Raw genomic sequence first — 23,896 nt, forward strand, 5'->3', positions numbered from 1 at the left:
CGCTCACGGCGTTCTTTTTTTGCCACGGGTTCAAATCATCGGCCATTTCACCTATATGCAAGCAGATAGACAATTGGACCGGCATAATGGCGACGCTTGAGCAGATCATTGAGGATTTCTCCTTCCTGGACGACTGGGAGGATCGCTATCGCTATGTGATCGAGCTCGGGAAGATGCTGCCGGACCTGCCGGAAGAGAAACGGACCCTGGAGAACAAGGTGCAGGGCTGCGCCAGCCAGGTCTGGCTCGTGACGCATGCGTCGGGCGATCCGGAAAATCCGGTGCTGACCTTCGAAGGCGACTCAGACGCTCATATCGTGCGCGGGCTGGTGGCCATCGTGCTCACCACCTATTCCGGCAAGCCGGCCTCGGAGATCGCCGCCCTTGACGCGCTTGACGTCTTCGGCAAGATCGGCCTCGTCGAACACCTTTCCTCCCAGCGTGCCAATGGATTGCGCTCGATGATCCGGCGCATCCGCGAAGAAGCAAGAGTCCGCGCCGCCGCTTAAGTTTCGACGCGCGAAAGCATCATAAAAAAACCCGGCTCGAAGGCCGGGTTTTTTTAGAGTGTCTGTTCGGGAGTTTACCGGCCGCGCTTGCGGCGCTGGCCGAGGCCCATTTCCTTCGCGAGACGCGAACGGGCTTCGGCATAGGCGGGCGCGACCATCGGATAATCGGCCGGCAGATCCCACTTCTCGCGGTATTCTTCCGGAGAAAGACTATGATGGGTCATCAGGTGGCGCTTCAATGACTTGAAGCTGCCGCCGCATTCCAGGCAGGTAATCTGATCGTCCTGTACCGATTTACGAACGGATACGGCCGGCTTCTGCTTTTCAACCACGGTAACGGCGGGTGCCGGAGCCGAAGTGCTGCTCAAGGCGGAATGTACGTCGGAAATCAGATTCGGAAGGTCAGTGACCGGGACTACATGATTGCTGACATAAGCCGCCACGATGTCGGCGGTTAGTTCAACCAGCAAATCCTGGCCAGTGCCAAGGGCCGTATCTGTCATTTTATTCTCCTGTTCATCGGCTTGCTTGCCGCGCTACACCTCCAATGGAGTGCGTAAGACACAGCATTCCTCATGATCCGCGCATAATCCTGCCGAAAACCATTTTGATTTTCTGGGCGTATGCACTGGGCAATCCGCGCAAGCGCGTATCGTCCATATTCGTAGCAGTCATCGGCAAAAAACGGGGCATTACATGCCAAAGTGCCGACAATACGACATCCACCCCTAGACGCCGTACGACGAAACCCGTTTCTATACCGCTTGATGATAGAATCAGTGCTGGCGGAGATAGGTCCGCCAATCCTTGATCGGAAGCAAGTTCTGCCCGCCGTTGCTTGAAAGAAAGATCAGAACATTGGGCACTTAAAACCGGCCGAGACTAATTCAACATCAGAACTCTACTTAAATGTGAATTAGCACTCTTTACCCAAAAGTCCAGTTCTTAATTCTATAACTTTCTAGTAAAATTCTCATCTATCAAAAATAGGTAACTTACAACTAGAATTGTATTCCTTTTCTAGCAATCCTTGCGTTTGTTAGCCTTTCGTTTTGTAAGAATGCCGTACCATCTGATCCTTCACCAACTCGTCGCGCACCGACGGCGGCGTCAGCCGATGACCAGCCTTGTGGGCAGCGCGCGCAAGAAGATGGGCGGCGATTGGCGCGGTCAGGACGAAAAACAGGAAACCGGCCAGCGCCCGCGCCAATATGGACAGGTCCTGCGAGTGGACACCGACCGCCAGAAGCAGCAGGCCCGAGCCAACCGTGCCGGCCTTCGAGGCGGCATGCATCCGGCTATAAAGATCCGGCAGGCGGACGATGCCGATCGCGGCAACGAGCGCGAACAAGGCACCCGCCAGGAGCAGGAAGGCGACGATGACGGCTGCGACCAATTCCATTACCGCCCTCCCTTTTTGCGCCGACCATCCCTGCGCGGCTTTTTGCCTGCGGCCGACTTGACGCCGCCCTCCGCCGTAACCGTCGGCGAGGCCGGTCGCTCTTTTCCGTCAGACGTGTCATGGGTCAGGATGAACCGGGCAAAGGCGACGGTGGCAAGAAAGCCGACAAGACCAAGTGAAATGGCAATATCGATATAAAGGGTGAAACCGGTCTTGATGGCGATCACGGCAATGAAACCGATGGCGACCGCGACCAGCATGTCGAGCGCCAGTACCCTGTCCGGTAGCGTCGGGCCGATCACCACGCGATAGACGGTAAGCAGAAAAGCCAGGCCGAGAATGCCAAGCGCCACCATGGCGGCGGCGGAAACGATGGAAGAGGCGATCATCGGAAAGCCTCCAGTATCCGGCGCTCGAAACCCTCGGCAATACCACGCTTCACCGCCTCCGGATCCGAGCAATCGAGCGCGTGCACATAGAGCGTCTTGCGATCGTCGGAGACGTCGACCGAGAGCGTGCCGGGCGTCAGCGTGATGAGATTTGCGAGCAGCGCGATCTCGAAATCACGATCGACGGTCAGCGGAAAGGCGAAGATGCCTGGCTTCACATCCATCTTCGGGCTCATGACGGTAACCGCGACGGCCCATGCGGATTTCGCCAGCTCGCGCAGGAAAAGAAGAAGCAACGCCAGAATACGCCTGGCACGACCGAGATACAGCACGCCGCCATAGGATTCTCTCACGATGGACAGAGCAAGCGCGGAGAGGACGAAGCCGAACACCAGATTGAGGAAAGAGGCGCTGCCGGTGATTGCGGCCCAGACGATGGCAAGCAGGAGGTTGAAGACGAACAGGATCATTGTGCCCCCACCCCTCCCGGAAAGACCGAATGCAGATAGGCGGACGGATCCTCAAGACCGCTGGCTGCCAGTTGCGTCAGGTGTAGGAGCTGCTCGGGAAACAGGCCGAAGCCTATCACCAGGGCAGCAAGCGCCGCGAGCGGCAAACCAGCCTGCCAGACGATCGGCTCCGGCGCGACGGCAGCATTCGGCGCGGATCTTGGACGCCAATAAGCGAGCAAGAAGACGCGGCCGAAGACAATGGTGGTAAGGAAGCCGGTCAGCAGGATCGTGGCCGCGAGCCACCAGGCGCCGGTGTCGAGCGCTGCCTTCACCAGGATAACCTTGGGCCAGAAGCCGGAAAATGGCGGCAGGCCGCAAGCGGCGAAAAACAGCACCAGCGACAGACCAGCGAACCAGCCGCTTTGTCGATAAAGCCCGCCGAGCGCGGACAGCGAGAAACCGCCGCCGAGGCGCGCCGCCTGACCCGCCAACAGATAGAGCGCCGTCATCAGCACCATGGAATGCAGCGCATAGAAGATCGCGCCGCTGAGGCCGTCGGCATTACCAAGCGCCACGCCCGCCAGCATCGTGCCGATGCCGGAGATGACGACATAGCCGAGCAGGCGGCGAAGATCGCTCGCACCCAGCGCACCCAGCACGCCGGCAAGCATGGTGGCGATGGCGACCGCCGTGGTGATCGGGCCGAGACCGGCGCGCTCGACCGGCAACAGCATAACCAGGACCCGGATCAGCGCGTAGATGCCAACCTTGGTGAGCAAGCCAGCAAACAGTGCCGAAACGGTGATGCGCGGCGTATGATAGGAGGCAGGCAGCCAGAAATTGACCGGGAAGGCCGCAGCCTTCATGCCGAAGGCGAGGAGGAAGAGCCCTGCAAGCGTCATCAGCGGCGCTGAGTTGCCCGGCACCTTCGCCTTCATCGCGATATCGGCCATGTTGAGCGTGCCGAAGATGGCGTAGAGGTAACCGACGGAGACGAGAAACAGCGTCGTGGCGATCAGGTTCAGCACAGCATATTTCAAGGCGCCGTCAATCTGCTCGCGTTCCGATCCGAGGATCAGCAGGCCGAAGGAAGAGATCAGCAGCACCTCGAACCAGACATAGAGGTTGAAGACGTCGCCGGTGAGGAACGCACCGCTGACGCCGGCAAGCAGCAGCAGCAGGAAGGGGAAGAAGCCATAGCGACGGCCGCTCGTGGTAATCTCGCCGAGTGCATAGAGCCCCCCAGCGAGCGCCACGACCGCCGCCGTTAGCGCCATGATCGCGCTGAAGAGATCGACGCTGAAGGCAATGCCGAAGGGCGGGAGCCAGCGACCCATGACCATGGTGATCGGCCCTTCAGTGGCGACCTTGTGGAGCAAGGCCGCATCGATCAGCACCAGCAGGAGCAGGCCGGGAATGGCGATCCAGCCGTGCCATGCCGTGCGGTCGCGCAACATCATCAAGATCGCGCCAAGCCCGATGCACAACACCACCGGCAGGATGACCAGCCAATGCGCCGCCTCTACCGGCGCAGTCACCAGTGCTGCGGAAAGATCGACAGCGGTGTTTGCGGGTGCCGCCATGTCGCTAATACCCCAAGGGCGGCATTGGCCGCTCGTCCGGTTCCGCCACCCGCATCTCGCCGGTATTGTCGGTCTTGAGATCCTGATAGGCCCGGTAGGTGAGCACCAGCAGAAAGGCGAGGAAAGAGAAGGAAATAACGATCGCCGTCAGGATCAGCGCCTGCGGCAGTGGATTGGCCGCGTCCACACCGAGCGTATCGGCACCGGCCGGAATGATCGGCGGCACTTCGCGCGTCACCCGTCCCGCTGTGAACAGCAACAGGTTGACGGCGTTTCCGAGAATGGCGATGCCGAGCATGATGCGGATCGAGAACCCCGATAGCATCAGATAGATCGCGACAGCGAAGAACAGCCCAACGAGGCCAGCAAAGACAGCCTCCATCACTCTCCCTCCCGCTCTTCAAGCGCCAGCGCGATCGAGGTGAATGCGCCGAGGACGACCAGATAGACGCCGATATCGAACAGCATGACGCTGGAGAGCGGCACTTCGACGCCCAGGAGATGCGGATAGATCCACAGCCCCGTCATGAAGGGCACGCCGGAGAAGATCGACAGGAGCCCGGCAGCCGTCGACGCCAGCAAGCCGAAACCGGCAACCGCCAGCGGATGGAAAACGAGGGCGCGGCGCACCGCAGTCACACCGCAGGCAATGCCGTAGATCGCAAAGCCCGAGGCAGCGATCAAACCGCCGATGAAGCCGCCGCCGGGCTCGTTATGGCCGCGCAGCAGTACGAAGACGGAGAAGAGCAGCATCAGGGCGGTCAGAAACGGTGCGGCGGTGCGGAAGATCAACGTGCTCATGGGCGCTCCGTCTCCATCTTCTCTTCCATGTCCGGATCATTGGCCGCGAGCTTGCGTTCGCCGCCGGCGCGGATGCGGATCAGCGCCAGAATGGCGAGGCCGGTGATGGTGACGACGGCAATTTCGCCGAGGGTGTCTGTGCCGCGGAAGTCGACGATGATGACGTTGACCACATTGGTGCCGTGAGCAATCAGCTTCGAATATTGATTGAAGAAGGCTGTCAGCGTCAGGTCGAAGGGCGCTTGCGTCGCCTTCAGCAGCAACAGCCCGAAACCGAGGCCGCAAGCTATGGCAAGCATCGCATGCCATAGCATTTGCAACGGCGGGCGGCGATCGGAGGCGGAAAGGCGCAGTCGCGTCATCACCAGTGCCAGGATGACGACGGAAAGCGTCTCGACCATGAACTGGGTGAAGGACAGATCCGGCGCGCCAAAGAGCAGGAAGATGACGGCGACGGCGAAACCCTGGATGCCAAGTGAAACGATCGCCGTCAGCCGGTCACGGGCCATGACGACGGCGCCAAGGCCGATGATGGCTATCAGGAAGATAGCCGCTTCATGCCATTGTATGTCGGGCCATGAGGGGATGGCCGGCAGTTCGCCATAAATTACCGGCGGCACCAGCAGCATGACCGCGAGGCAAAGGAAAGTCACGGCGATATAGATTTCCAGTCGGCCGGGCTGCAGGAAACGCGAAACGGTATGCGACAGGCGTACCAGCCCGGAGATGAAACCATCGAAACCGCGATCCGGCCCCGGCCCGAGGTGACGCAGGACCACCGACATCAGGAAACGGGCGCGGTCGAGTTTCCAGTAGACGAAGACACCGATCAGCACGGTCAGAGCCGACAGCAGCAAGGGCACACCGATATGCGGAACGAGCGAGACCGATATCTCCATGGCCTTTCCCCCGACCGCACTTGCCATCGGCGAAGAGACATAGGCGTGCCAAAAGCCGGAGAATAGCGCCGCGACCAGGCCGAGAATGGCCAGCACGACCGGACCGAGCCAAAGCAAGGGCGGGGCTTCATGCGGCGGCCTCGGCGTTTCCACGGGGGGGCCAAGAAAGGGCTTCAGTGCTACGGCGAAGGCGATGGCGAACATCAGTGCGTTGCCAGCGACCGCAATGATGGTCAGAGCAATCGACCAAACGGAAGCCTCGGCCAGCGCGACGTAGATTTCCTCCTTGGCGAGGAAGCCAAAGGCGGGCGGCAGCCCGCCCATCGAGATCGCTGCGACCAGCGCCGCCGCGAAGGTCAGCGGCATGGCGGCGCGCAGGCCGCCAAGGCGGGTAATGTCGCGCGTGCCCGTCTCGTGATCGACGATGCCGGCGACCATGAACAGCGCACCCTTGAACAGCGAATGCGCCACCAGATAGAGCACGGCCGCCTCGATCGCATAGTCGGAGCCGAAGCCGGTCAGGAGTACCAGCAGTCCGAGGGAGGAGACCGTCGTATAGGCGAGCTTCAGCTTCAGGTCGGTCTGGCGAATGGCAAGCAACGTGCCCACCAATAGCGTCGTGGCGCCGAAGAGCGGCAGGATCGTCTGCCAGGCCACCGTGCCGCCCATGGCGGGATTGAGGCGCATCAACAGATAGACGCCGGCTTTCACCATGGTTGCGGAATGCAGATAGGCCGACACGGGCGTCGGTGCTTCCATGGCGTTGGGCAGCCAGAAATGGAAAGGAAACTGCGCCGACTTGGTGAAGGCACCGCCGAGGACCAGGATCAGCGCGGCAAGATAGAGTGGGCTTTCGCGCAAGACGCCGCCCGCCTTCAGCAGACCGGACATGTCGGCAGCTCCCGTGATCTGCCAGATCAGCAGCAGGCCCGCCAGCAGCAGCAGCCCTCCCCCGCCGGTGACGACCAGTGCCTGCAGCGCCGCCCGGCGCGCCGCCTCGCGCTGATGATCGAAGCCGATCAGCAAGAAGGAGGTAATTGAGGTCAGTTCCCAGAAGACGAACAGTGTCAGGAAACTGTCCGACACGACGAGACCGAGCATCGACCCCATGAACAGGAAGATGAAGGAGAAGAAGCGCCCGAGGTCGACATGGCCCTTCAGATAGCCACCGGCATAGAGCACGATCAGCGCACCGATGCCGGTGATCAGCAACGCGAAGGTCAGTGACAGGCCGTCAAGCAGCCAGGAAAAGCGCAGGCCCAGGCTCGGCACCCAATCGAAGCCATCCTGGATATTATGTCCGGCAGCAATGGCGGGGAGGAAGCCGGCAAAATGCAGAAAGGCGAGTGCGGGAAACAGCGCAAGCGCCCAGGCCGCATTGTGGCCGAGATAGCGGACAGCGGCGGGCGCGATGATTGCGCCGAGAAAGGGCAGACACAAAGCCAGGAATGTCAGGCCGGTGACACTGGCCATGTCTTCTCCCTGCTGAACGATCGCGCGGAATCCGGCAAAGCCGAAACGTTACCTTGGGATAGGCCAAAGGCCGGACCGCCTCAAGCCCCGCGGGGCAAAACACGGACTTAACCCACTGGAATCATTTTTCAGCACCGCGACCGGGAATTGAAGAATGAGCAGGCCGCGCCACATTATACAGAGGGGTACGTTTCGTATTGTGGGGCAATGGGAAAGGATGGCGCCTATGTCTGAGACGACGACCAGATGGAAAATCGAAAAGACCGATGCCGAATGGCGGCAACAACTGACGCCGGAACAATATCGCATCACCCGGCAACATGGCACGGAACGGGCCTTTACCGGCCCCCATTGGAACTCTTTCGAAACTGGCCTCTATCGCTGCGTCTGCTGCGACGCGCCGCTCTTTCGCTCCGACACCAAATTCGACGCGGGCTGTGGCTGGCCGAGCTATTTCGCACCGGTATCACCGGATGCGGTCAAGGAATATAGCGACGATTCCTACGGCATGGTGCGCACCGAAATTCGTTGCGGCGCCTGCGAAGCCCATCTCGGCCACGTCTTCCGCGATGGCCCGCCGCCGACCGGGCTGCGCTATTGCATCAACGGCCATGCCATGGAGTTCGAGGCGGGACGGTAAACGGCCCACTCAGGCCGTGATGCGCAATTCCATGCAGGTCAGGTCCAGCCAGCGACCAAACTTGGTGCCAACTTCCGAGAACTGTCCTGCAATGCGGAAGCCCAGCTTTTCATGCAGGCGAATGGAGACGGCGTTGCCGGTCTCGATGGCGGCGATCATGACGTGGACATTGCCCTTGGCAGCGCGGGCGACGAGCTCGCGCAGCAGGCCCTCGCCAATCCCGAGGCCGCGATGGTCCTTGTCGACATAGATGGAGTTCTCAACCGTGTGGCGATAGCCGTCAAAGGCGCGCCAGTCACCATAGGAGGCGTAGCCGGCGACCTTGCCGTCCTTCTCGGCGACAACGACCGGGAAGCCCCGTGCCTTGCGCGCCTTGAGCCACTCGATACGGTTGTCGACGTCGACCAGCGTGTCGTTCCAGATCGCGGTCGTGTGCACGACGGCATGGTTGTAGATCTCGCAAATCGCAGGCAGATCGGCCTCGGTGGCATCCCGCAGCAGCACGGCTTGGTCCATAATCATGTCGTCCAGTTGTTTATGAGACAGAATGCGGAATTACTCCGCGATATTGACGAAGTAAATCCGCCATTCCTGCATGGCTCGCAATGAAGCTGTAACGAATTCGCGCTATTTTTCGATCATTCTGAGAATCACTATGGAATTTCTGCTGAAAAATGCGCTATTCATTGTTGGTTTACAGACCCTGCCTCCCGGAAACCGCAATGCTCGCGCGACTGACCGCCCTCCTATTTCTCTCCGTCGCGCCGGCGCAAGCCGCCGACTGGTGGTCCTATGACAATGCGCACTTTGGCTATGCAATTGAACTGCCGTCGGAATTCCGCCTGTCCGCGCGGAGTGACGATGGCAACGGACTGACATTGACACCTGCCGATCAGTCGGCGCGACTGCTGGTTCTCGGCGCCAATACCCTCAACGGCGACTTTTCGGCGGAAGCCAATATCCGTGTCGCGCGCGCCAAGGATGAAGGCTGGCAGATCTCCTATTCGAAATCGACCTCACGCGGCATCAGCTTTTCAGGCACCCGGCAAGGCCACATCATCTATGTACGCGGCGTCGCCCTTTGCAATGGCGCTGCCGCCTTCTTCCAGATGGACTATCCGAAGGCTTCGATGCAGCGCTACGATGCCGTCGTCATGCGGCTGGTGCGCAGCCTGCACCCCACGAAGAAATGCGCGCCGACGACGCAGGTCGTCAAAAGCTTCCCGGTGACAGGCTGAAGCAGGTAAACACCGCTGAATAGTGCACGGCGGCGGCTGAGATGACGAAGCCGTGCCAGATGGCGTTCTGGAAGCGTAGCTTCTCCCAGACGTGGAAGATCACGCCCAGCGAATAGATGACACCGCCGATCACGATCAGCAGCATCGAGGCGGATGGTATGTGCATCGACACCGGCTTGGCGACCAGCACGCCGCTCCAGCCCATGGCGAGGTAAAGCAGGATCGCCAGCCGGTCGTAACGGCCGGGAAAGAAGCATTTGAGCGCGATACCGCAAGCCGCGAAAACCCACATCGCGATCAGCGTGGCAAACAACAGCGGATCGGCGGCGCCACGCTCGAGAAAAGGCGTATAGGTGGCGGCGATCAGCACGAAGATGGCGGAGTGATCGAAACGCCGCAGGAACCACTTCGTCTGCGATACCGGCCAGAGATTGTAGGTAAAGGACATGGCAAGGGTCAGGACAAGGCCGACGCCGTAGATCCAGGCAGCAGCAATCTCGCCGTGGGAACTCCACACGGTCGCATAGAAAATCAGTGCGGTTGCGCCGATCAGGGCAAAGACCACGCCGACACCGTTGACGATACCGTCGGCGATCACTTCATATCGATCATAGGCCCAACGAATGCCTTTGAATTCGGGCATGTGTATACGTTCCAATTCCATATCGGCATCAATCGTTGCATCTCGGAAGCATCGAGGCAACCGCGTTCGACCGGCATATTGGTAAATCTTCGTGAATCGCGAGACATGCTGGTGATGTGCGCTGTCAATGAATTACGAACGCTCAATCCGTAATTTCTAGTCTTCTGTGAACAATCGAAATCCGCCATATACAGCGTCAAGTACAGCAAGCCAGAGGATCTCTAAAGAGGCATATCGACCGGCGAAAGCTATCTGGCCCTGCCATTGGCGGCGTTTTCGCTGCCCGCGCCGGTTCCTCTTTCTTCCGAACATCGAGATTGGAATAAGCTCATGACCGAAACCGCCCCTTCCTATGCGCTGACACGCCCCGCTTATGTCGGCCAGTCACACCTTGTCGTCAGCGACCTGGCTCTGGTGTCGCGCTTCTATCAGGACATGCTGGGCCTGAAGGTCATCGAGAAGACCGCGAGCGGCGAGGTGCTGGGCGTTGCCGGTCAGCCGCTGCTGACGCTGACAACGGATCGCGCCGCCAAGCGCGCGCCGCAGACGGCGGCCGGCCTGTTCCACACGGCCTTTCTGCTGCCCAACCGGGTCGAGCTTGCCCGCTGGCTGCGGCATGCGGCGCAAAACAACGTCGCTCTCGAAGGCGCGTCCGATCATATCGTCAGCGAGGCGATCTATCTTTCCGATCCGGAAGGAAACGGCATCGAGATCTATGCGGACCGGCCGCATGAGCAGTGGAAATTCCACGATGACGGCACGGTGGAGATGGCGACACTGCGGCTCGATCTGCAGAAGCTTTACGAAAGCGCGCCGCAGGATCGCTGGGACGGCATGGCCGATGGTTCGGCGATCGGCCATATCCATCTGCAGGTTGGCGATGTCGAGGAGGCAAATGCCTTCTATCGCGACGTGCTTGGAATGAACATCATGGCGGCGCGCTATCCCGGCGCCACGTTCCTCGCAACCGGCGGCTATCACCATCATCTCGGCGCCAATACCTGGAACAGCCGCGGCGCCGGTGTCCGCTCCGAGCATATGACCGGCCTGTCCGACTACACGCTGCGCTTCAACGACAGGCAAGCGCTCGACAAGGCGGTCGCAGCACTTGATGTGCACGAGATCAAGACCGAGAAGCGCAACGGCGGCGTTTCGCTGCGCGACCCCTGGGGCATCGGACTTAATCTGATCGCCTGATCGCAACCATAGATCGATCTTCCAAAGGCCCGTTCCGGAACTGGAACGGGCCTTTCGCGTTTATATTCAGAGGCAATGGGGCTTCGGGGATTGTTCAGGATGGATACCACCAGCGGCACACGCAAGCAGGAGCGCAAGCCGGCAACGGCGCGTGAAGGACGCTCCAGCGACTGGGTCGACGCATTGCGGGCGGATACCGAGCAATTGAACAATTCCACGCCCGCAAAGAGCCTCGAGAAGGACGGCCTGGATGTCGCCTCCGCCTGGGCCGTTATCGGCATCTTTCTCATTCTGACGCTGGCAGCCGTCTATATGATGTCGATCATCCTCATTCCGGTGACGCTGGCTGTCGTCGTCGGCATGATCCTTGGCCTGGCAGCGGAGAGGCTCAGCAAGCTTGGTGTTCCGCGCGTCCTTAATGCCGTCCTCCTGTCGTCGGCGGTGGCGCTGGTCATCTTCCTGTTCATCAATGCGCTCGCCGGACCATTGGCGCGGTTGGCACAGGAAGGCCCTGACGTCTTCCAGCGCACCGTCGACCGGCTGATGCCCTATCTCGAACGGATCAAATGGCTGCACATCACGCCGCAAACCTTTGAAAGCGGTCCGATGTCGATCAACGTATTGCTCGAAAACACCGGCAATGTGCTGCATGTTGTCACGAACAGCCTGACACCGGCCATTGTCCAGGGGTTGATCTTCTTCGCTGCCCTGCTGCTGTTCCTCGCCGGCCGCATCAACCTGCGCAAGACGATCATCCTGGCGTTCTCCAGCCGAACGTCGCGTCTGGCGGCAATCCGTATCATCAATGCGGTGGAACAGGTGCTCGGCTTCTATTTTGCCACCGCCGCGCTGATCTATGCCGGTCTCGGCATCGCCATGACCATCATCGCCTATGTCGGCGGCTTGAGTGCGCCGATCCTCTGGGGCGTCTTCGCCTTTCTCTCCAGCTTCGTGCCCTTCGTCGGCATCGCAACGATGACGATCGCGCTGGCGATTGCCGGCATCATCACCCATGACGACATCATCTTCGCTCTTGCGCCTGCCATCGCATTCTTCTCCGTCCATCTCGCTGTGGAAAACCTGGTGTTTCCGGCAGTCATGGGCCGGCAATGGGAGCTCAATCCCTTTGTCGTCTTCCTCGCCATCATCTTCTGGACGTGGATGTGGGGTGCCGTCGGCGCCATGCTTGCCTTGCCGTTATCCCTGGTCGTCATGACCGTGGTCAACGAGCTGTTCTTCGAGGAAAAGGTACAGCCACAATTGCCTGAATAAAAATCCCGGCACGGCTGGTGATCGACCGTCGCCGATCGCCCGCTCAATTCGTAGTGTCGTCATCGCCCTGTTCGGGAATGTCCTGCAGACGGACGAACTGCACGCCCTTGGCCTTCAGCGCCAGGATGCTCATCGCCACGCCCTCGCCAGCCGCATGGGTCGGCTGGTTGATGTGGGAGATGATGACATCGCCATCCCTAGCGGAGGCGTATTGCTTTTCCACCATCTTGGCCGGCAGCAGCGAGCCACTGTCGCCATTCACGGAATAGCCGGCGATGCGGTAGCCCATGCCACGGATCTCCGCGATGGCCGAGAGGCTGTATTTTGCCGTGGCGCCCCGGAACCAGCGCGGCTGCGGGATACCAGCGGTAAGCATGGCGTCGGCGCCACCCTTGACTTCCTGGGCCACGGCCTGTGGCGAGCCGGCAGCGGCAATGCCATAGACCTTGGTCGGGATATCGACGACGGGAATATGGTTCTGGCCGTGGTTTTCCAGTTCGAAGAGATCGGGATGGGCGAGGAAGACGGCGAGCGCGTCGGGATTGGTCCGCAGCCAGCGGGCTGTGACGAAGATCGTCGCGGGGATCTTCTGATCGACGAGGGTGCTCAGAATACGCGGATCGGTCTTGCCCATGCAGGCATCGAAGGTGAGCGCGATGCGCGGCGCCCCCTTGCCGGCCCGATTGACGTGCAGATGCGGCTCGACCATCTTGACGTTGGATGCCGTCGCCTTCGGCGGAAGCTGCGGCCAGACCACAGGCTTTGCCGCCTGCTCAACGGCAAAGGCAGCCGGCACGGTGGCAAGCAGGAATGCGGACGTCAACAGAAAGCGGTTCATCAGTATCCACCGATCGGATCGAGCAAAATCAAATTTGGCGGAAAAAGCACGCGGGTACCATAGGCCTTTCCCTTTGCACCCGCCATCGTTCGGCAAGGCGACGGAAATATGACGGTTTGCCGGCAAGGGGGTCATTTCCCATCAGAAATGCGTCTATAGTCATTCTGCCGCAGCCGCGGCTTTGGTGACCCCTCATCTATAATACGATTGATACCAGACCGGCCTGCCATTATCTGCATATTTTCCTGTACTCCCAAAGGGAACAATTCATGAGCCGCGATCCCTATGACATTCTGGGCGTAAAACGGGATGCTCCGCAAAAAGACGTCCAAAGCGCCTATCGCAAGCTTGCTAAAAAACTGCATCCCGACCTCAACCCTGGCGACAAGCAGGCCGAGGAGAAATTCAAGGAAGTCTCCGCGGCCTACGGCATCCTCGGGGACGAGGAGAAGCGCGCGCGCTTCGACCGCGGCGAGATCGACGGCAGCGGCGCCGAGAAACCGTCCCGCAACTATTATCGCGACTACGCGGCAAACGAAGGCCAGCGCGGCCCCTACCGTAACACTGGCGGCTTCGCCGATTTTGGCGACACCGACGATGTGCTGTCCAGCTTCTTTTCACGTCGCAGCCGAGGCCAGTCCGCAATGCAGGGTCAGGATCGTAAATATTCCATGGAGGTCGACTTTCTCGACGCCGTCAACGGCACGAAAAAGCAGATCACCCTGCCGGACGGCCCCGCGCTCGATGTGCAGATCCCGCCGGGAACCAAGGATGGGCAGACGCTGCGCTTGCGTGGCAAGGGCGATCCGGGCTTTGGCGGCGGCGCTCCCGGCGATGCGCTGATCGAGGTGCATGTGCGTCCGCACCGCTTCTTCACTCGCGACGGCGACGATATCAGGCTGGAACTGCCGATTTCGCTGATCGAGGCAGTGCTCGGCGGCAAGGTTCGCGTACCCACGCCTTCAGGCCCGGTGACCGTCACGCTCCAGCCGAACTCCAACACTGGCAAAGTCTTGCGGTTGAAGGGCAAAGGCGTGCCCGTCCGTGGCAAAGATGCCGGCGACGCCTATGTTTCACTGAAGATCGTCTTGCCGGACGCGCCGGATGCCGAGCTTACCGCTCTCGTTTCCGATTGGCAGGCCGGCAAGACACATGATCCCAGAAAGACCATGGGAGGCTGATCCATGAACGAGAGCGAGTTTCGTCTGCGCCTCGAGATTGATGTCACGGTGCTGGAGGTCTGGATCGACCAGGGCTGGCTCATCCCCGAAACCACGAATGAAGGCCGGCATTTTCGCGATGCCGACCTCGCCCGCGGACAATTGATCCTCGATTTGATCGACGCCATGGGCCTCAACGAGCCCGGCGTCGACCTGGTGATGGATCTGGTCGATCAGCTTCATGGGCTGAGATCGACGCTGCGCGAGCTGACGGATGCCGTCTCCCGCCAAAGCCCCGATGTGCAGGAACATATCCTCTCCGAACTTGCCCGCCTGGAGCGTCAAGAACGGCGCTGAAGGCCATTCAATCGTAGAGATAATGTTTCTGCCAGGCGTCGCGCGGCACCTTGTCGCCGATCTGAAAGCTGAGATTGCGCACGTCGACGTGCTCCGGGTCGGTCGTGCATTTATAGGAGAGATGATACCAATCGCCCTTGCTGCGGAAGACGGCGCCGGGGGCATTCATCGAATCCGGCTCCATATTGGGATCGCCGAAGGTATAGGCGATCACCTTGTCTGGCTTGAAGCCTGTCTTCTCCGTGCCGATCCGCTTCATCGCTTCCGCATCGCAAGCCTGCTCCATCCGCTCCGAAGGATCGAGCTTTTCCAGCTCCTTCTTCATGGTCGCATCGACGGCGAGCGCCGAGGTTGCGATAGAGGCCAAAGGCAGGAGAATGGCGATGAATTTCAGCATGAAGACCGGTCCCTCATTTGTTTGTTTTCCGGGCTGGGCTGCGTCTGTTCCACGGGGAAAGCGGTTCTAAGAAACACTTATTGTCGACACAGCGCTAAGCGGACTTCGTTAAAGAATGTGGTCACATCAAGGCAACCCCGCGCACGATCTTCCATCATCATCAGCTCGAGACGAGCTTAGGATCATCCGCTTGCATGAGGCTTGAGCCGGCAATTGCCGCTTGAACCTCGGCCAAGCGCCCTCTATTTCTCTTTCATCGCATACCCGACTTTCAGCCCAGAGAAAGCCCTTCAGTGTCTTCATTCAAAAACCTCCCCGCCCCGCCCGCCGCGCCGAAAAAGCCGGTCACGGATACGCGCCACGGCATCACCCGCAGCGACGATTACGCCTGGCTGCGTGCCGACAACTGGCAGGCGATGTTCAAGGATACCTCGATCCTCAACCCGGAAATCCGCGCGCATCTGGAGGCCGAGAATACCTACATGAACGCCGCTATGGCGGATACGAAAGAGCTGCAGAAACTGCTGTTTGCCGAGATGAAGGGCCGCATCAAGGAGGATGACAGCTCCGTGCCGGTCAAGGATGGCCCCTATTCCTACGGCACGCTCTTCGTCACCGGCGGCGAGCAGCCGCACTACTTCCGCGAGGCACGCGACGGCGGCGACCGCAAGCTGCTTCTCGACGGCGACAAGGAGAACGAGGGCAAGTCCTATTTCCGCCTCTCCGGCATCGACCACTCCACGGACCACAGCCACGGCATCTGGGGTTATGACGACAAGGGCTCGGAATATTTCACGCTGAAGGTCCGCAATCTCGACACCGGCGAGGACCTGGTCGACGTGATCGAGAACACCGGTGGCGGCGGTGTCTGGGCGCCCGACGGCAAGAGCTTCTTCTACACGCTACAGGACGAGAACCATCGTCCGTCGAAGATCTTCCACCACATTGTGGGCACGCCGCAATCGGCAGACCGGCTGGTCTATGAGGAAGAGGATTCGGGCTTCTTCATGGGCGTCGGCGGTTCCTTGCTCGACGACTACATCTTCATCGACATCCACGACCACGAGACCAGCGAATACCGCCTCATCCCGACCTCGGACCTGACGGCCGAACCGAAGCTGGTGGCCGAACGCGACACCGGGGTCGAATATGAGATGACGGAAGGCGGCGATGTCTTCTACATCCTCACCAATGACGGTGACGCCAAGGATTTCAAGATCATGGAGACGCCGGTCGACAGGCCGGGCAAGGAAAACTGGCGCGATGTCGTCGTCCATAAGCCGGGCACATTGATTCTCAGCCATATGGCCTATGCCCGCCACCTCATCTGGCTGGAACGCAAGGACGGCCTGCCACGCATTGTCATCCGCGACCGCCTCTCCGGCGAGGAACATGCGATCGCCTTCGACGAAGAAGCCTATTCGCTAGGTCTGCAGGGAGCCGCCGAATACGACACTGACGTCATCCGTTTCTCCTATTCCTCGATGACGACGCCTAGCCAGCTTTACGACTACAACATGGTGACGCGCGAGCGCACTTTGTTGAAGACGCAGGAAGTTCCCTCCGGCCACGATCCGGACGACTACGTCACCCGCCGCGTCTTCGCGCCGGCATGGGACGGAGAAACGGTGCCGGTCACCCTGCTCTATCGCAAGGATACGCCGCTCGACGGCACGGCACCCTGCCTGCTTTACGGCTACGGTGCCTATGGCGTCACCATTCCCGCCGGCTTCAACACCAACTGCCTGTCGCTCGCTGATCGTGGCTTCGTCTATGCCGTCGCCCATATCCGCGGCGGCAAGGACAAGGGCTTTGCCTGGTACGAAGACGGCAAGATGGACAAGAAGACCAATACCTTCAAGGACTTCATCTCAGCTGCCGATTATCTGAATCAACAGAAATTCACGTCTTACGCGAAGATCATCGCCGAGGGCGGCTCGGCCGGCGGCATGCTGATGGGCGCCATCGCCAACATGGCACCGGAGAAATTCGCCGGCGTCATCGCCGCCGTTCCCTTCGTCGACGTCCTCAATACCATGTTGGACGACACCCTGCCGCTGACGCCGCCGGAATGGCCGGAATGGGGCAACCCGATCGACAGCCAGGAAGAATACGAGCAGATCGCTGCCTACAGCCCCTATGACAATGTCGGAGAAAAGCCCTACCCACCGATCCTGGCGCTCGGCGGCCTGACCGATCCGCGCGTCACATATTGGGAACCGGCGAAATGGGTCGCCAAGCTACGTGAGAAGACCACCGGCGACGCGCCGATTCTCCTCAAGACCAATATGGACGCCGGTCATGGCGGCGCATCGGGCCGCTTCCAGCGGCTGGAAGAGATCGCCTTCGAATACGGCTTCGCCATCAAGGTCGCCGGCAAAATGTAAAAGCCTCGGGAGGAGGTCCATATCGTTCTGCTGCGTGCCGTCAATATCGGCGGCACCGGCACTCTGCCGATGGCGGAGTTGAAAGCACTCTGCGAGGAGATCGGCTTTACGGATGTGCGCTACACAATACCTTGTAGATTGGGACCTTGTAGATTGGGGAGATTGGACACATGGCGCTCAAACGGATGGACAACGTAGGAATCGTCGTCGAAGACCTCGGAGGGGCGATTGATTTCTTTTGCGAACTCGGTCTCGAGCTCGAAGGGCGAGCCACGATCGAAGGAGAATGGGCCGGACGTGTCACTGGACTGGGCGATCAGCACGTCGAGATTGCCATGATGCGAACGCCCGACGGCCACAGCCGGATCGAGCTCTCCCGCTTCCTCATGCCGCCTGTCATCGCGGATCACCGCAATACCCCGGTGAACGCTCTGGGCTACCTCCGCGTCATGTTCACCGTTGATGACATCGACGACACGCTTGAAAGGCTTCGCGCACGCGGCGCGCAGCTCGTAGGCGAAGTGGTGCAGTATAAAGACGCATATCGGCTCTGCTACATCCGCGGGCCTGAAGGGCTTCTGATCGGACTCGCCCAAGAACTCAGCTGAGCGTGCCGTCGGCTGTTTGGTGGGACAAAGTCGGATGATTTCCTACTTTGGACAGGCGCCTTGCACCACGTGGCCGTCGGCCCTACCTTAACCTTATGAGCTCTTCTCTCCGCGACAATCCGGTGCTTGAGGCACCGTCCATACCGTTCGATAATAGCTACGCGCGCCTGCCGCCGCAGTTCTTCGCTGAACAGGCGCCGACGCCGGTTGCGGCGCCGCGGTTGATCAAGTTCAATGCGGCGCTCACGCAGGAACTCGGGCTGGACGCCGAGGCTCTGGAACAGGATGGAGCAGCGATCCTTTCCGGCAACGCGCTGCTGCCGGGATCCCAGCCGGTTGCCATGGCCTATGCCGGCCACCAGTTCGGTGGTTTCGTGCCGCAGCTTGGCGATGGCCGGGCGATCCTGCTCGGCGAGGTCATCGACCGCAACGGCAGGCGCCGCGACATCCAGCTGAAGGGCGCCGGGCCGACGCCGTTTTCGCGGCGTGGAGACGGACGAGCAGCCCTCGGGCCGGTCCTGCGCGAATATATCGTCAGCGAAGCCATGTATGCGCTTGGCATTCCGACCACACGGGCGCTGGCGGCGGTTACCACCGGCGAACCGGTCTATCGTGAGGAGGCGCTGCCCGGCGCTGTCTTTACCCGTGTCGCGGCAAGCCATATCCGCGTCGGCACCTTCCAGTATTTTGCCGCTCGTGGCGATACGGATAATCTGCGCATCCTCGCCGACCACGTCGTCGAGCGGCATTATCCGGAGATCAAGGATCGCCAAAACCGCTATCTGGCGCTGCTCGAAGCCGTGGCCGACCGGCAGGCATCCCTGATCGCGCGCTGGCTGCATGTCGGCTTCATCCATGGCGTGATGAACACAGACAACATGACCATTTCCGGCGAAACGATCGATTTCGGTCCCTGCGCCTTCATGGACGCCTATGATCCGGCCACGGTCTTTTCCTCGATCGACCGGCAGGGCCGCTACGCCTATGCCAACCAGCCGGCCATCGGCCAGTGGAACCTCGCGCGGCTCGGCGAAACATTGCTGCCGCTGATCGATCCGACGCTCGATACCGCCGTCGAACTGGCGAATGGGGTAATCAAGGCCTATGGCGAGCGCTTCCAGACCTATTGGCTTGCCGGAATGCGCAAGAAGATAGGCCTCGCAACAGAAGAAGACAGCGATCTTGATCTCATCCAGTCGCTGCTGGCGGTGATGCAGGAACAGGAGGCGGATTTCACCTTGACCTTCCGACGGCTTGGCTCGCTTGCAGCAAGCGACGACAACGAGGCCGCCTTTGCCGCCAGTTTCAAGGATCCGCAATCCGTCGCGCCCTGGCTTGCGCTCTGGCGCGAGCGGCTGGGCCGCGACCCGCAATCGCCGGCCGCGCGCGCAAAGGCGATACTCGGCGTCAACCCGGCCTTCATCCCCCGCAACCATCGCATCGAACAGGCGATCGCGGCTGCCGTCGAAGAGGATGATTTTTCATTGTTTGAGGCGCTGCTGACCGTGCTTGCCAAGCCCTATGAGGACCAGCCGGCCTTTGCACCCTATGCAGAGCCGCCGAAGCCGGCGGAGCGGGTGCTGCAGACTTTCTGCGGAACATAAACATATCCCGTCGCCTGAAGTTCTCGAACAACATGAAGGCGATGCGATCCTGATTCACATCGCGGCCGTAGCGCCCTGATTTATCGATTGCATTTCAGAACGCTACTATTTCACCCCACCATGCCCGCAACGATCTTGCCGACCTCGGCGAAGACAGCCTCGATATCCTTTGCAGGCGCGGTCGCTTCGCCGACATAGGTCACGACGAGGATGGGGCCACGCTCCGGGGGCCAGATGACGGCGACGTCGGCATAGGAGCCGTTCTCGCCGGTGCCGGTCTTGTCACCGACCTTCCATTCCTTCGGCAGGCCGGCGCGCAGGCGGGCATTGCCGGTGGTGTTGTTGACCAGCCAGCTCGACAATTGATCCCTGGAGGTGTCCGACAACGTGTTGCCGAGCGTCAGAAGCCCGATCGTATCCAGCATGGAATCGGGTGTCGTCGTGTCGCGTGGATCGTCCTTGACCGCCTGGTTGACATCGGGCTCCTTGCGGTCGAGCCGGGTTTCGGTGTCGCCGGTCGTGCGCAACCACGCGGTCAGCGCCGCCGGACCGCCGAAGCTGTCGAGCAGCAGATTGCCGGCGGTGTTGTCGCTCAATGTGACCGCCGCGCTGCAGAGCTCGGCAATCGTCATGCCGTCGGTGTCGGCGTGCTTTTCAGTCTCCGGCGAATAGGTGACAACGACATCCTTGCCATAGGTGACACGGCGATCGAGCTTCTCGACGCCCTGATCGACGCGAGCGAGCACAAAGCCTGCGGCAAGCGCCTTATAGCTGCTGCACAGCGCGAACCGCTCCGCTTCGCGGTAACCAAGCGAAATATTGGTTTCCGTATCCAGTATGGAAACACCGAGACGGCCGCCGGTCTTCTTTTCCAGGTCCGCGAGCTGCTTATCGGCATCCTCCGTCACCTGGGAATTGTCCGCGCCCTGGGTGCCGTCCATCCCATCGTCGTCATCGGGTGCCGCCGAATTGTCCGGCGCGTCCGGACTTTTGTTGGCGTTGGCATCCTGTGCAAACAGGGTTTGCGGGCCAAATGTCAGGGCGGGAAGGAGCAGCGCCGAACCTGCCATGAGGCGGCGGCGGGTAAGCAATGTGGACATACGGAAACCTCCAGCGGAATCAGGCGGATTCAGAGCTAAGCGAGGAATATGGCAAGCCTCTGGCACACCCTTCCTTCAATCCGCCTTATGCCGCCTTTTCGACCGTGACTTCAACGGTGACATGCGACAATTCATGCAGATCCGCCAGCCGGGCCTTGTAGAAGGCAGGATCCCGGGGCTCCGGCGTCGCCACGGCAACGATCGCCGCGTGATGGCCGGGGCCGACCTGCCAGACATGCAGGTCGGTGATACGGTCGCCATCGGTTTCGATGACCTCCCGGATTTCATCCGGCAATTCTTCGCCGGACGGGATGAAGTCGAGCAGAATCGAACCGGACGAACGCAGTAGGCTCAGGGACCATTGCAGGATCACCAGGCCGCCGACAATGCCCATCAGCGGATCGAGAAAAGTCCAGCCGAAATGGCTGCCGAGCACAAGGGCGACGATCGCCAGAACCGAGGTCATGGCGTCGGCGATGACATGAACATAGGCCGAGCGCAGATTGTTATCCTTGCCGCCCTGGCCCTGGTGATGATCGTGACCGTGTTCGTGATGATGATCATGACCATGCGCGTGGCCATGATGGTGGTGATCATGATCGTCACGCAGCAACCAAGCGCTGACAATGTTGACCAGCAGGCCTACTGACGCAATGGCGATCGCCTCGTTAAAATTGATCGCGACCGGGCTCATCAATCGCAACAGGCTTTCCCAGCCCATCAACACGGCAATCATAGCAAGGATGATGGCGCTGGCGAAACCGGCGAGATCGCCAAGCTTCCCGGTGCCGAAGGTGAAGCGCGCATTGTGCTGATGACGGCGGGCATAGAGATAGGCCAGCGCCGAAATCAGCATGGCGCTCGCATGTGTCGACATATGCCAGCCATCGGCGGTCAGCGCCATCGAGCCATAGAGCGAGCCCGCACCGATCTCGATCACCATCATCACCGTCGTCAGCGCGATAACCAGCCAGACGCGGCGCTCATTGCGCCGGTGATCGGCGCCCAGAAACACATGGCTATGCGTCAATGCATCCGAAGAACCACTCATGATATCCGTCTCCTGTTGAATGTTCCAAAGCCTCTGCTCAACGCAGATAGGTCTTCAGCACATCGGATATTTCATCGACCGCCTGACGGCGGGCCGTTTCGCTTTCGGCATGGAGCACATGCTCATGCAGATGATCGTCCAGTATCTCACTGGTCAATCCCGTCAGCGCGCCCCGGATCGAGGCGAGAAGTTGCAAGACCTCCCCGCAAGGCCGCTCCGCCTCCAGCGCCCGCTCCACCGCCTCCATCTGTCCCTTCAGGCGACGGACACGGGAAAGAAGCTTGGCTTGCTCGCGAACGGTATGGGACATGGCGACCTCAAATTATAATATAGGGGGGTATACTATATTCAACACCAAGAGCAAACCCTCTCTTGATGAGACGCGGGTGCGATAGACTGACGCGCTCTTGCGGCAATTCGATACTGAAGAGTGGCGCCATGGTCGCCGGCTGGGCGAGCCGCTGAGGCCCCATTGACAAATCCGCCGTTCCGGACCATTGATGCGCCCATGATCAAGAACGCGCTCCACACCTGCTCGTATTTTTGGCTGTACCTGTAAAGGGCGGCTGGACAGATCATATTGTCAACAAGCCGCCGTCAGGCGGCTTTGTTGTATCAGCAGCGTCCTGACGGCTCATTCGAAACAAGGACGCGAAATGCCATGCTAGACGATAGCGAAATTTCCCTTCTCCGCCCGCCGGTGCTGACCATCCGCAGCGCGCATCAGCGCGATATGCCGGAACTGAACGACATGATCCGGCTGCTCGCTGCCCATCATGGCGATCCGTCAGCCGCAACGCCGGAACAGCTAGAACGCGATCTCTTTGGCCCGATGCCATGGATCACGGCGCTGGTGGCCGAGGGAGAGAACGGACTGATCGGCTATGCCATTCTCGTGCCGCTCTACAAGGCACAGGAAGGCCAGCGCGGCATGGATCTGCATCATCTCTTCGTGCGCGACGGACATCGCGGCCATGGCATCGGCCAGCATCTCGTCGACCGCGCCCGCGACGTCGCCCGCAAGGCCGGCTGCAGCTTCCTCTCTGTCGGCGCGGCGACCGGCAACTCCCAGGCGCATCGTTTCTACGAAAATATGGATTTCAAGCCGCGCCCGGTTACCGGGATGCGCTACCTGCAGGCGCTGGCCTAACTGGCCACGACCGGGATCGCCGTTGACCTTCCTATCGTCAGCGATCGATGGCGATCCCGCGACCAGCGAAGAATCGGCCGAATATCTCCAGCGGCAGCTCCACATTCTCGCGCGTAGCGTCCTCATGCCCGGACGGATTGTGAAAGCGGATCGACCCCGCATTGACCGCCGTCACCAATACCAGATGTCCACCCTTTGACGGCGGCTCGGTATTGGACCAGCGGATGGAATGGTGCACTGACGCGATGAAGAATTCGGATTGCGTCAGGATGTCGCCGATGTCCGCGACCGAAATCCCGGTAACGACTTTGGCGTTCAGACCGAACCGGTCTTTGACGAACGGAACGAACGGCGCATAGATCAAGCCTTTGATCCTACCGTCAGCCTCCTCGACATAGCCGCCATAGTCCTTGCATCCCATGGCGAGATCCATGATCGGCACCATCAGGCCTGCGCGGGCGGCGAGAACCATCTTCAGGCAGGCCATGCCGCAGAGATTGCCGGCCCAACGGGCATAATCCTGGACAGTGCGAGCCCCTGAATTCTTCCAAAGCGGATCTCTCAGAAGCGCTGCCTGCGCGCCCTCGGCCAATACGGCCAGTGTCATGTCAGGCGTTTCCCATTGGCTGAAATAGGGAACCTCATGCTTCACCACTGCGTCCACGACCACCCTCTCCCGTTGCTGCACCCGGAGTTCACCGGGCTGTAAAGTTCAACGGAAATACGCTAGAAAAAAGGCTGCGCAT

27 protein-coding genes and 1 pseudogene are annotated in these 23,896 nt (G+C 60.3%); 12 read left to right on the forward strand and 16 right to left on the reverse strand.

All coding sequences use genetic code 11. From position 1 onward, the window contains the following. Window positions 1-86 precede the first annotated feature (86 nt). Window positions 87-509 (forward strand): SufE family protein, encoded by a 423-nt coding sequence (locus EX00_RS22445; protein WP_047463110.1) that lies wholly within the window; start codon window positions 87-89, stop codon window positions 507-509. Between the two features lie 74 nt (window positions 510-583). Here the strand turns inward: EX00_RS22445 and EX00_RS22450 are convergent, their stop codons facing one another. The 8 genes from EX00_RS22450 to EX00_RS22485 form a co-directional block, all read right to left on the reverse strand. Then, window positions 584-1,012, reverse strand: coding sequence for a Ros/MucR family transcriptional regulator (locus EX00_RS22450; protein WP_047463113.1), 429 nt, complete (start codon window positions 1,010-1,012; stop codon window positions 584-586). A 536-nt stretch (window positions 1,013-1,548) separates the two neighbouring features. Further along, window positions 1,549-1,911, reverse strand: a complete 363-nt coding sequence (mnhG, locus tag EX00_RS22455; RefSeq protein WP_047463116.1) for a monovalent cation/H(+) antiporter subunit G — start codon at window positions 1,909-1,911, stop codon at window positions 1,549-1,551. Further along, complete coding sequence (locus EX00_RS22460) at window positions 1,911-2,300, reverse strand: cation:proton antiporter (protein WP_047463118.1); 390 nt, start codon at window positions 2,298-2,300, stop codon at window positions 1,911-1,913. Before EX00_RS22460 ends, mnhG begins: the two co-directional genes overlap by 1 nt. Continuing rightward, window positions 2,297-2,770 (reverse strand): Na+/H+ antiporter subunit E, encoded by a 474-nt coding sequence (locus EX00_RS22465; protein WP_047463121.1) that lies wholly within the window; start codon window positions 2,768-2,770, stop codon window positions 2,297-2,299. The genes EX00_RS22460 and EX00_RS22465 overlap by 4 nt, the downstream gene beginning before the upstream one ends. Further along, on the reverse strand, window positions 2,767-4,335 hold the full coding sequence (locus tag EX00_RS22470) for a Na+/H+ antiporter subunit D (protein WP_047463124.1): 1,569 nt from the start codon (window positions 4,333-4,335) through the stop codon (window positions 2,767-2,769). The genes EX00_RS22465 and EX00_RS22470 overlap by 4 nt, the downstream gene beginning before the upstream one ends. Window positions 4,336-4,339: 4 nt before the next feature. Further along, window positions 4,340-4,717, reverse strand: coding sequence for a Na+/H+ antiporter subunit C (locus EX00_RS22475; RefSeq protein WP_047463126.1), 378 nt, complete (start codon window positions 4,715-4,717; stop codon window positions 4,340-4,342). Further along, window positions 4,717-5,136: a Na+/H+ antiporter subunit B gene (locus EX00_RS22480; protein WP_047463129.1), complete on the reverse strand. Its 420-nt coding sequence runs from the start codon at window positions 5,134-5,136 to the stop codon at window positions 4,717-4,719. Before EX00_RS22480 ends, EX00_RS22475 begins: the two co-directional genes overlap by 1 nt. Then, window positions 5,133-7,508, reverse strand: a complete 2,376-nt coding sequence (locus EX00_RS22485; RefSeq protein ID WP_047463132.1) for a putative monovalent cation/H+ antiporter subunit A — start codon at window positions 7,506-7,508, stop codon at window positions 5,133-5,135. The genes EX00_RS22480 and EX00_RS22485 overlap by 4 nt, the downstream gene beginning before the upstream one ends. A 226-nt stretch (window positions 7,509-7,734) precedes the next feature. On the opposite strand from EX00_RS22485, the gene msrB reads away from it, so the two are divergent. After that, the gene (gene msrB / locus EX00_RS22490; RefSeq protein WP_047463135.1) at window positions 7,735-8,148 is read left to right on the forward strand and encodes a peptide-methionine (R)-S-oxide reductase MsrB; all 414 of its coding nucleotides are present in this window, start codon (window positions 7,735-7,737) and stop codon (window positions 8,146-8,148) included. A gap of 9 nt (window positions 8,149-8,157) precedes the next feature. On the opposite strand, the gene EX00_RS22495 is transcribed toward msrB, so the two are convergent. Next, the gene (locus EX00_RS22495; RefSeq protein ID WP_047463138.1) at window positions 8,158-8,664 is read right to left on the reverse strand and encodes a GNAT family N-acetyltransferase; all 507 of its coding nucleotides are present in this window, start codon (window positions 8,662-8,664) and stop codon (window positions 8,158-8,160) included. 206 nt (window positions 8,665-8,870) lie between these two features. Here EX00_RS22495 and EX00_RS22500 point away from each other — a divergent pair, with 206 nt between their 5' ends. Further along, window positions 8,871-9,386, forward strand: a complete 516-nt coding sequence (locus tag EX00_RS22500; protein ID WP_047463141.1) for a hypothetical protein — start codon at window positions 8,871-8,873, stop codon at window positions 9,384-9,386. On the opposite strand, the gene trhA is transcribed toward EX00_RS22500, so the two are convergent. Further along, the gene (trhA, locus tag EX00_RS22505) at window positions 9,361-10,029 is read right to left on the reverse strand and encodes a PAQR family membrane homeostasis protein TrhA (RefSeq protein WP_047463144.1); all 669 of its coding nucleotides are present in this window, start codon (window positions 10,027-10,029) and stop codon (window positions 9,361-9,363) included. The two genes, EX00_RS22500 and trhA, sit on opposite strands and share 26 nt — an antisense overlap. Window positions 10,030-10,359: 330 nt before the next feature. On the opposite strand from trhA, the gene EX00_RS22510 reads away from it, so the two are divergent. Both EX00_RS22510 and EX00_RS22515 read left to right on the forward strand, forming a co-directional pair. Next, on the forward strand, window positions 10,360-11,226 hold the full coding sequence (locus EX00_RS22510) for a VOC family protein (RefSeq protein ID WP_047463147.1): 867 nt from the start codon (window positions 10,360-10,362) through the stop codon (window positions 11,224-11,226). A 99-nt stretch (window positions 11,227-11,325) separates the two neighbouring features. Beyond that, window positions 11,326-12,498, forward strand: coding sequence for an AI-2E family transporter (locus tag EX00_RS22515; protein ID WP_047463150.1), 1,173 nt, complete (start codon window positions 11,326-11,328; stop codon window positions 12,496-12,498). Window positions 12,499-12,541: 43 nt separating this feature from the next. Here EX00_RS22515 and EX00_RS22520 read toward each other — a convergent pair whose 3' ends face one another. Further along, a complete protein-coding gene (locus EX00_RS22520) occupies window positions 12,542-13,336 on the reverse strand; it encodes a polysaccharide deacetylase family protein (RefSeq protein ID WP_047463153.1) in 795 nt (264 codons plus the stop codon). A 269-nt stretch (window positions 13,337-13,605) separates the two neighbouring features. On the opposite strand from EX00_RS22520, the gene EX00_RS22525 reads away from it, so the two are divergent. Both EX00_RS22525 and EX00_RS22530 read left to right on the forward strand, forming a co-directional pair. Next, window positions 13,606-14,517, forward strand: coding sequence for a DnaJ C-terminal domain-containing protein (locus tag EX00_RS22525; RefSeq protein ID WP_047463156.1), 912 nt, complete (start codon window positions 13,606-13,608; stop codon window positions 14,515-14,517). 3 nt (window positions 14,518-14,520) lie between these two features. Then, window positions 14,521-14,853 carry a chaperone modulator CbpM gene (locus EX00_RS22530; RefSeq protein WP_047463158.1) on the forward strand — a complete coding sequence of 111 codons (333 nt, stop codon included), beginning with the start codon at window positions 14,521-14,523 and terminating at the stop codon, window positions 14,851-14,853. 7 nt (window positions 14,854-14,860) lie between these two features. On the opposite strand, the gene EX00_RS22535 is transcribed toward EX00_RS22530, so the two are convergent. After that, entirely contained in the window at window positions 14,861-15,250 is a 390-nt protein-coding gene (locus tag EX00_RS22535; RefSeq protein ID WP_047463161.1) for a DUF930 domain-containing protein, read from the reverse strand. 293 nt (window positions 15,251-15,543) lie between these two features. Between EX00_RS22535 and EX00_RS22540 the strand changes: the two genes are divergently transcribed. The 4 genes and pseudogenes from EX00_RS22540 (at window position 15,544) to EX00_RS22550 (ending at window position 19,849) form a co-directional block, all read left to right on the forward strand. Continuing rightward, window positions 15,544-17,637, forward strand: coding sequence for a S9 family peptidase (locus tag EX00_RS22540; protein WP_047463164.1), 2,094 nt, complete (start codon window positions 15,544-15,546; stop codon window positions 17,635-17,637). Between the two features lie 21 nt (window positions 17,638-17,658). Then, a pseudogene (locus EX00_RS31245) lies at window positions 17,659-17,757 on the forward strand (DUF1697 domain-containing protein); the annotation flags it as partial. A 50-nt stretch (window positions 17,758-17,807) separates the two neighbouring features. Beyond that, complete coding sequence (locus tag EX00_RS22545; protein WP_047463166.1) at window positions 17,808-18,245, forward strand: VOC family protein; 438 nt, start codon at window positions 17,808-17,810, stop codon at window positions 18,243-18,245. A 95-nt stretch (window positions 18,246-18,340) separates the two neighbouring features. After that, a complete protein-coding gene (locus EX00_RS22550) occupies window positions 18,341-19,849 on the forward strand; it encodes a protein adenylyltransferase SelO (protein WP_047463169.1) in 1,509 nt (502 codons plus the stop codon). 110 nt (window positions 19,850-19,959) lie between these two features. Here the strand turns inward: EX00_RS22550 and bla are convergent, their stop codons facing one another. The 3 genes from bla to dmeR form a co-directional block, all read right to left on the reverse strand. Further along, window positions 19,960-20,949: a class A beta-lactamase gene (gene bla, locus EX00_RS22555; RefSeq protein WP_047463172.1), complete on the reverse strand. Its 990-nt coding sequence runs from the start codon at window positions 20,947-20,949 to the stop codon at window positions 19,960-19,962. A gap of 85 nt (window positions 20,950-21,034) precedes the next feature. After that, a complete protein-coding gene (gene dmeF / locus EX00_RS22560) occupies window positions 21,035-22,000 on the reverse strand; it encodes a CDF family Co(II)/Ni(II) efflux transporter DmeF (protein WP_047463175.1) in 966 nt (321 codons plus the stop codon). A gap of 37 nt (window positions 22,001-22,037) precedes the next feature. Beyond that, a complete protein-coding gene (dmeR, locus tag EX00_RS22565) occupies window positions 22,038-22,310 on the reverse strand; it encodes a Ni(II)/Co(II)-sensing transcriptional repressor DmeR (RefSeq protein WP_047463178.1) in 273 nt (90 codons plus the stop codon). 351 nt (window positions 22,311-22,661) lie between these two features. Here dmeR and EX00_RS22570 point away from each other — a divergent pair, with 351 nt between their 5' ends. Further along, window positions 22,662-23,150, forward strand: a complete 489-nt coding sequence (locus tag EX00_RS22570; RefSeq protein ID WP_047463181.1) for a GNAT family N-acetyltransferase — start codon at window positions 22,662-22,664, stop codon at window positions 23,148-23,150. Between the two features lie 37 nt (window positions 23,151-23,187). Here EX00_RS22570 and EX00_RS22575 read toward each other — a convergent pair whose 3' ends face one another. Then, window positions 23,188-23,814, reverse strand: coding sequence for a C39 family peptidase (locus EX00_RS22575; RefSeq protein WP_404944036.1), 627 nt, complete (start codon window positions 23,812-23,814; stop codon window positions 23,188-23,190). Window positions 23,815-23,896: the final 82 nt, after the last annotated feature.

This window comes from Martinezella rhizogenes (assembly GCF_000799715.1).
GTDB lineage: Bacteria > Pseudomonadota > Alphaproteobacteria > Rhizobiales > Rhizobiaceae > Rhizobium > Rhizobium rhizogenes_C.